The organism is Microbacterium sp. Cr-K32, assembly GCF_000708345.1.
Lineage (GTDB): Bacteria > Actinomycetota > Actinomycetes > Actinomycetales > Microbacteriaceae > Microbacterium > Microbacterium maritypicum_A.
The window spans coordinates 1-745 of record NZ_JARD01000024.1 but is presented as its reverse complement, the minus strand read 5'-3'; the positions used below and the strand labels follow the sequence as shown (position 1 = coordinate 745).

Annotated in this window: 1 protein-coding gene; it reads right to left on the bottom strand. The window is 66.6% G+C overall.

Annotated features, from left to right (window positions below):
* On the bottom strand, positions 1 to 745 hold a 745-nt coding region (locus GZ64_RS20055; protein ID WP_036331518.1), incomplete at both ends, for a hypothetical protein.

Here is a 745-nt window from a genome sequence, read left to right as displayed (position 1 = left end):
GCCGTGTCCACCCAAACCGGGGAACGACCACGTCGCCACCCCGGCCTGGTTCGTCCACGACACCCCACCCGGCAACCCCACACTCCGCGTCAACTCCGCACCGGACTTCTGACCCCACGCCGCATCACCACCCGCCGCATACAGGTAGCTCGTCGACACCGCGGGGGCATCACCAGTCGGGTCAATGGTGCGTGTGGCAATGCGTCCGGTCGCATCCCGCACGATCCGCACCGTCGTGCCATCGTCATACGTCGTCCCGATGTGCCGGTTCGCGGCATCGTACGAGAACTGCATATCGCCCAGACGAACCGTGTTCCCCCGCACGTCATACACAATCTCCGACGCCGCCAGACCATCCGCCACCGTCGTCGCACCCGGGATCGCCCCCGTCACCGACGACGACAACAACCGATCCGCCCAGTCATAGCAATACGACGTCGACGTCGACACCGCAGCCTGACCCGGCGCCGTCCACACATCCGTCAGACCCGTCCGGTTCCCCGACATCCCCGCCGCCGCATTCGGACCACACCCACCCGACGACCCGAACCCATACGTGAACTCATGCCCCGGAATGGTCGCCGACACCAACCGCCCAGCCGCGTCATACCCGTACGTCGACGAATACGACGCCGACCCCATCGACGACTGCTGCTTCACCACACGCCCCGACTGCGAACGCACCACAGCATCCGACACGACCTGACCACCGACCAGCCACTCCTGACCGACCACCCGCTCCGCC